The sequence below is a fragment of the Lamprocystis purpurea DSM 4197 genome (assembly GCF_000379525.1).
Lineage (GTDB): Bacteria > Pseudomonadota > Gammaproteobacteria > Chromatiales > Chromatiaceae > Thiodictyon > Thiodictyon purpureum.
On sequence record NZ_KB902546.1, the window covers coordinates 20364 to 27493 of the forward strand.

3 protein-coding genes are annotated in these 7130 nt (G+C 67.1%); all 3 read left to right on the forward strand.

Annotated features, from left to right (window positions below; all coding sequences use genetic code 11):
- The first annotated feature begins 173 nt into the window (after window positions 1-173).
- Entirely contained in the window at window positions 174-1994 is a 1821-nt protein-coding gene (locus tag A39O_RS0127525) for a hypothetical protein (RefSeq protein ID WP_020507882.1), read from the forward strand.
- On the forward strand, window positions 1987-6144 hold the full coding sequence (locus tag A39O_RS0127530; protein WP_020507883.1) for a DEAD/DEAH box helicase: 4158 nt from the start codon (window positions 1987-1989) through the stop codon (window positions 6142-6144). The genes A39O_RS0127525 and A39O_RS0127530 overlap by 8 nt, the downstream gene beginning before the upstream one ends.
- A gap of 742 nt (window positions 6145-6886) precedes the next feature.
- On the forward strand, window positions 6887-7130 hold a 244-nt coding region (locus tag A39O_RS0127540; RefSeq protein WP_456073035.1), incomplete at its 3' end, for a site-specific integrase.

Consider the following 7130-nt stretch of genomic DNA (forward strand, 5'->3'; position numbering starts at 1 on the left):
GGGACGCCGCTCCCACGGGGGAATTTCATCTTCCGGGGTGGCTTGATGTTCCTTGCCGGATATCCTCTAAGTGTATTGAATGGTGTAGCCACGGCTGAACCCTTAGACTCCGGACCGGCGGCCGACGGCCGCAACCTTGATCGAATCCACCAAGCGACCTACCGAAACCAACGATGAAGCTGCGCGAAGCCCTTGAACTTTTCACTGTCCATGACCTGAAGAAACGCTGCACGCTGATTCCGGTCACGCCGCCTTCGCCGCGCAAGGGCGACTTGGTGGCGACGATCGCCAGCTATCTGTTGACTGGCGATCTCAGCCGCGTCTGGTCCAGGCTGTCGGAGTTGGAGGTCAATGCCGTTGCCGAGACCGTCCACTCCTGGGACGGCGTCTTCGACCACACCCGCTTCAGCGCCCGCTACGGGTCACTCCCTCAGCATTTTGGGTCGGCCTATTCCATGTGGGCGCAGAGCAGCAGTCAGACGGCGGAGCGGCAGGATCTGCTGTCGCTGTTCTTTTATCAATACGAAATCCCCGAGGATCTCTGTCCGCGCCTGGCCGCGCTCGCCCCGGTGCCGGCCGACTTGGCCTACGCGACCCTGACCGACGACGAACTCCCTGACGCTTTCCCCGCGTCCGCCCTCGCGGAGCCCGACGATCAGGAGCCCCAACCCTTGCGGCGCGTCGCGACCGAAACGCTGGTGGCGCACGATCTGCCGTCGATGCTGCGGCTGATCGGGCAGGGCGGCGTCGCGGTCGGTCCCAAGACCGGCCTGCCGAGCAGCGTCGCCGTCACCCGCATCGAGTCGGTGTTGCTCGGCGGGGATTGGTATGCGGCGGAGGATGACCAGGCGATCGATCGCTGGGAAGGCGGACCGATCCGGCCCATCCGTCCCTTCGCCTGGACCCTGTTATTGCAGGCCGGGGGGCTCGCCAAGCTGGACGTCAACAAACTCGCGCTGACGCCGCGGGGCAACAAGGCGCTGTCGCTGCCGCTGGCGGAGGTGGTTGCCGGTCTCTTCGAGCGCTGGCAAACGAAAGGTAGCCCGGATGAGTTGCGCCGGGTCGATGTCATCAAGGGTCAGACCAGCAAGGGTGCGCAATTGTCCGCCACGGCCGACCGCCGGGCGGTCATCGCCGCGGTCTTGCGGGACTGCCCGGTGGGTCGCTGGCTCGACCTGAACGAATTCTTTCGGCAGATGCAGTACCGGGGGCGCTCTTTTACAGTCAGCCATAACCCCTGGAGCCTGTATATCACCGACCCCCACTATGGCGGTCTGGGGGACTATGTCGTCGAGATCCTGCAGACCCGCTATTGTCTTGTCTATCTGTTCGAGTACCTGGCCACGCTGGGGATGATCGATGTGGCCTACACCCTGCCGTACGGCGCACGGGACGATTACGGCGACGCCTGGGGGACCGACAGCCTGATGTTCCTCAGCCGCTACGATGGGTTGCGGTATCTGCGCATCAATCCGCTCGGTGCCTATTGTCTCGGGCTCGCCCCCGAGTACCGGCCGCTGCAACCGGCCATGCCCAGGCTGCTCGCCGCGGAGGGCGAACTGGGGCTGCGCCTGCTGCGCGAACCGGAGCCCGCCGAACGCCTGATCCTGGAGCGCATCGCCCGTCCCCAGGCCGGGGCGCGCTGGGATCTGGACTCCGAGGCCCTGTTGCAATGCGGTACCGATACCGGCGAGCGCGCGCGCATCCGCGACTTTCTGACCATCGCCTTTGGCGGGGACCTGCCGGCGCCCCTCGCCCGACGGCTCGACGCCATCGCCGAACGGGTCACGGCCCTGGCCGATATCGGTCCCGCCCGTCTGGTGCAGTGCCGCGATGAGGGGTTGGCCGCCATGCTGGCCGAGGACCCGGCGACCGGACCGCATTGTGTGCGGGCCGGCGCGCGTCTGCTCTGCGTCCCCGAGTCCAAGCTGAAAGCCTTCCGCAAGGGTCTGGTCCGGCTTGATCTGATCTTGCCGGAGGTGCCCCGTGGTTGATTTTCTTGCCCGCTATGCGGCACTGGGCGATGATGCGCGGCGCATTCTGCGGGTGCTGTCGGTGATCTGCGAGCCGGTCGGTTTGACGGTGTTCCATCAGGTGTTGGACGCGCTGCGCTGGCGCGGTCACAAGGATGCACCGCTGCGCGAGATCCTGGATAAGGATCTCCGCTTGCTGCTGCTTTCGGACCATCTGATCGAGCAAAGCCCCCGCGGCCTGGTGTGCCACCCGGATCTCGCCGAGCCGCTGACCCGAGAGACCGTCGCCGACGGCACCTTCGCGGCGATTGTGGCGGCGGCTGAGACCGTGGTCCCGACGCGCGGCGGTCCGGCCTGGGAGCAGACCACCGCGGAGCGCACCACCCGCAAGCTGCGCAACGCACTCTACGCCGGGCGCGAGGCCGAGGTGCTCGCGCTGCTGCCTGGCGTGGCCCCGGGCGCATCGGCCAGTCAGGTGCGGTTTGTCGAGGTGGCCCGGCTGGCCCAGGTCTGCACCCGCTCGCCCGATGCGCAGTGGCTGGCAGGCTTGAGCCCCCGGCTCAGACTCCTGGCGCTGGCGCCGATGCTGCGCGAGAGCGCGCTGGATCTGGCTGCCGACGCCGCAATCTATGAGTTGGCCGAGCGTGTGCTGACACCCTTGGTGCCGGATTATCCGGACGCCGCCGACACCCTGGCCGAGCAGCGCCTCCTGCGCGGCCAACTGGCCGGCGTGGCCGAACTGCTCGCCGGCCGCACCGACCCCGAGGGCTTGGCCCGGCTCGGCTGGCTGCGGTTTCTTCAGGGCGACTATGACGCCGCCATCGCGACCTTTGAGACCGCCTTGCAGGCGACCCGCAAGCTGACCCGGAAGCGGAAGGTGGCGCTGTCGGGCCTCCCCGGTGCGCTTTATCTGCTGGCCCTGTTGCGCCGCGGGCGGCGGGAAGACTTCGAGCTGGTGGCGGAGCAGGTCGGCTTCTGTCTGCGCGCGCCCGTGACCGATGTCATCGAACCGACGTACCGGGTGATCCGCGATCTGGCCCCGGTGCTCACCGGCCGTTGTACGGCGGATACGAGCTACCATTTGAAGCCCGACCTGGTGCTGCGCGGTGCCTTGCCGCCGTTGCTCCAGACCTTGGCGCGCTACTGGTTTGGTTTGCCGCCGGTGGGGACGCTGTCGGCGCGGCTGGCCACCCATTGCCATCAGGCGATTCAGGCCGGTCTGCTCTGGTATGCGCACGAGGCCAGGGCGGCACTGCAGGCCAACGGCTTCCCCGGTGCGTTTTCCATCCTGGGCGAGCCCCCCGCGGACCTGGTGCTGATGACCTGTCTGCTGGGTCCCCGCTCCGCCTGGGAGATCGCCCTGGAAGCGCTGAAGGGCGTGGGTGCGCCGCCGGCGAGCGGCGACGCCACCGCCGACGCGGCCCCCGGTCCGGACCGCCGCCTGATCTGGACGATCGATGTGAACGACGGGCTCGCCACGCTGGAGCCGCGCGAGCAGAAGCGCATGAAGCGCGGCGGTTGGACTCACGGACGGGCGATGCCGCTGCAGCAACTCGCCGAGGACCCGGAAAGTATTCCCGAGATCAGCCCCCAGGATCGGGAGTTGTGCGCCTGCATCGTCAAGGAGCAGGAGCGCAGCGCCTATTACGGTGCGCCGGGGCGGACCTTCTACCGGCTCGATCAGGATCGCGCCCTGCTGACCTGCATCGGCCATCCGTTGTTGCGGCGGGTCGGCGGCGTCGATCGCCAGATCGAGTTGATTCGCGGCGGCCCGACCCTGTCGGTGGTGCGCCGCGACAAAGAGATCCTCGTCGGCATCGCGCCCTTTCCGCCCGTTGAGCGCAACGTCGCGGCGGTGAATGAGACGCCCCAGCGCATCCGGTTGATCCACTTCGACGCCCGCCATCGGGAGATCGGCCGCATCCTGGGTCCGGATGGTCTGCGGGTGCCGGCGGACGCGCAGGCGCGGCTGCTGGAGGGGCTGGCCGGCGTGGCGCCGCTGCTGACCGTCCATTCCGACATCGGCGGTCTCACCGACCATGCGGAAGAAATCCCGGCCGATCCGCGCCCGCACATCCACCTGCGGCCCTACGGTGCCGGTTTCGGGCTGGACCTGCATGTTCATCCGTGCGGCGACGGCGGCCCGCAACTGCGGCCGGGGCAGGGCGGTGCGACCCTGCTCACCGAGCTGGCCGGCCGGGCGGTGCGCTGCACGCGCGACCTCAAAGGCGAATTGGCCGCCGCCCGGCGGGTACTGACCGATTGCCCGATCCTGGACGGCGCGGACGGCTGGACCTGGAATCTGGACGACCCGGAGTTGGCCCTCGGCGCCCTGGAGCAACTCCAGTCGCTGGGCGACACGGTGGCGCTGGACTGGCCGGAAGGTAAGCGCATTGCCTTGACCGCCGAGACCCAACTGGGTCAGATGCAGATCAAGATCAAACAGCAGGGGGATTGGCTCGACATCGGCGGCGGGCTGCAGCTCGCCGACGGCCGGGTGCTGGCCATGCGGGAACTGCTGGAGCGCTCACGTGCCTCCGGCGGCCGCTACCTGCGGCTGGGCGAGCAGGAGGTGCTGGTGCTGAGCAACGCGCTGCGGCGACGGCTCGACAGCCTGCAGGGTCTGACCGACAACGGGCGCTTCCACCCCCTGGCGGCCCCAGTCGTCGCCGATCTGCTGGACGGCATGGCCGTCAGCGGCGTCCCCGCCTGGCAGGCACTGCTGAAGCGTCTGAGCACCGCGCGCGATCTGGAGCCGGTGCTACCCTCCACCCTCCAGGCGGACCTGCGCGACTACCAGGCGGAAGGCTACCGCTGGCTCGCCCGGCTGGCCCACTGGGGCGCCGGGGCCTGCCTGGCGGACGACATGGGCCTGGGCAAGACCGTGCAGGCGCTGGCGCTGATCCTGTCCCGCGCGCCCCAGGGTCCCACCCTGGTGCTGGCGCCGATGTCGGTCTGCGGCAACTGGATCGACGAGGCGCGGCGCTTCGCCCCGACGCTGCGGCCCCAGCGCTTTGGCCCCGGAGATCGCGCGGCCCAGCTCAAGGCGGCCGGACCCTTCGATCTGATCGTGTGCAGCTACGGACTCCTGCAAACCGAAGGGGAGCGACTGGCCGAGGTCACCTGGGAAACCGTGGTCGCCGATGAGGCCCAGGCGTTCAAGAACGCGCTCACCAAGCGCTCCCAGGCCATCATGCGGCTGAACGGCGGCTTCCGGATGATCGCCACCGGCACCCCCATCGAAAACCGGCTCGGCGAACTCTGGAACCTGTTCCGGTTCATCAACCCCGGCCTGCTCGGCTCCCAGGAGCGCTTCAATCAGCGCTTCGCCAACCCCATCGAACTGGACAAGGACCCGCTGGCCCGCCAGCGGCTGCGGCAACTGCTGCGCCCCTTCATCCTGCGGCGGCTGAAAAGCGAGGTGTTGAGCGAACTCCCCCCGCGCACCGAAATCACCCTGCGGCTGGAACTGAGCGAGGGCGAACAGGCCCTATACGAGGCCCTGCGTCAGCAAGCCATCGAACGGCTGGACCTGGCCGCGACCGCCAATCCCGGCCAGGCGCGCTTTCAGTTGCTCGCCGAGATCATGCGGCTGCGCCGGGTCTGCTGCCACCCGCGCCTGGTCCTGCCCGACAGCCCCCTGCCCAGCGCCAAGCTGGAGGCCTTCAGTGACATCGTCGACGAACTGCTGGACAACCGGCACAAGGCGCTGGTGTTCAGCCAGTTCGTCGATCACCTGAGCATCCTGCGCGCCCACCTGGACACCCGCGGCATCCGCTACCAATATCTGGACGGCAGCACCTCCGAGGCCCAGCGCCGCGCCGCCGTCACCGCATTTCAGGCGGGCGAGGGCGAACTCTTCCTGATCAGCCTGCGCGCCGGCGGCTTCGGCCTGAACCTCACCGCCGCCGACTATGTGATCCACATGGACCCCTGGTGGAACCCCGCGGTGGAAGACCAAGCCAGCGATCGCGCCCACCGCATCGGCCAGGAGCGCCCGGTCACCATCTACCGCCTGGTCGCCAAGGACACCATCGAAGAGCGCATCCTGAAACTCCACGCCGCCAAACGCGATCTCGCCGACGACCTGCTGGAAGGCACCGGCGACGGCGGACGGTTGAGCTATGACGATATGCTGGCGTTGGTGCGGGGGGCTGAGTGGGAGAGTTGAGCCTGCACCGTCATTCCGGCAGGATGCCGGAATCCAGTGCCATGGATGGTCCCTCGCAGCGAGTATGGACTTGCAAGATAAGATGGACCCCCCCACTACCTCAGCAGCCAGCGGTTGGGCCATGATCGCCGTTACGGCCCAAGCAACCACACGGATTTATCCACAGATGTCACAGATGTTCACAGATGAAGAAAAACATCCGTGTCACTTCTGTAGGCTCTGTGATTCAATGAGTTAGCGGATTCGCCACCGTGTCTGGAGCGAACCGTACGGCGCCCCGCGGGTGTTGGTGCGGTTCGCAAGCTCACCGTACCCCTGAGAGACGTGGTGGCGGGAACGATGATCAAGGGCAACGCGCAGGTTGCGGACACAAATCGACTAGATACGCTCTTGGCGGGGGGGCGCGGGTGCGGTAGGATACTTGGGTATGAGACTGCGGGCAGTCTAGACCACTAACGTCCTAACGCAACCTAGAGCACTAGCATCCTAATGCTATCTTGAGTATTTGCATCCTAAACCATTCTAGAACACGTTGAACTAATCCGCTCCGCGGGGCCTACCGCGCCCATCCCATAGCGCCATTGAATCGCGAACAACGCGCGGATATCCCCAGCCGCCCCGCGGTTGACCTCCAGCCCCGCCCCGGCTCCCATCGTCCACACTTTTAACGGCCCGATCCGGGTCGTTAACAGAGCACTGGACGATGACTCCCTTACGTGAGCAGATGATCACCGCCATGCAGATGCATGGCTTCTCGCCGCGCACCCACGAAAGTTACCTGGCCGCGGTCCGAGACTTGGCGAAGTTCACCCGCCGTTCCCCGGACCTCCTCGAACATGCTGATCTCACGCGTTACTTCGAANACCTGGTGGTGCAGCGCCGCTTGGCGCCGGCCAGCGTGCGACTCATGTACAACGGCATTCGTTTCTTCTATCTGAAGGTGCTTGGCTGGCCGACGGTCGATCTGGAGGTGACCTTACCCAAAC

Bases quoted from the DNA above. Each gene is read 5' to 3' on its own strand.
- A39O_RS0127525 (WP_020507882.1), top strand. From the start codon at position 174: ATGAAGCTGCGCGAAGCCCTTGAACTTTTCACTGTCCATGACCTGAAG.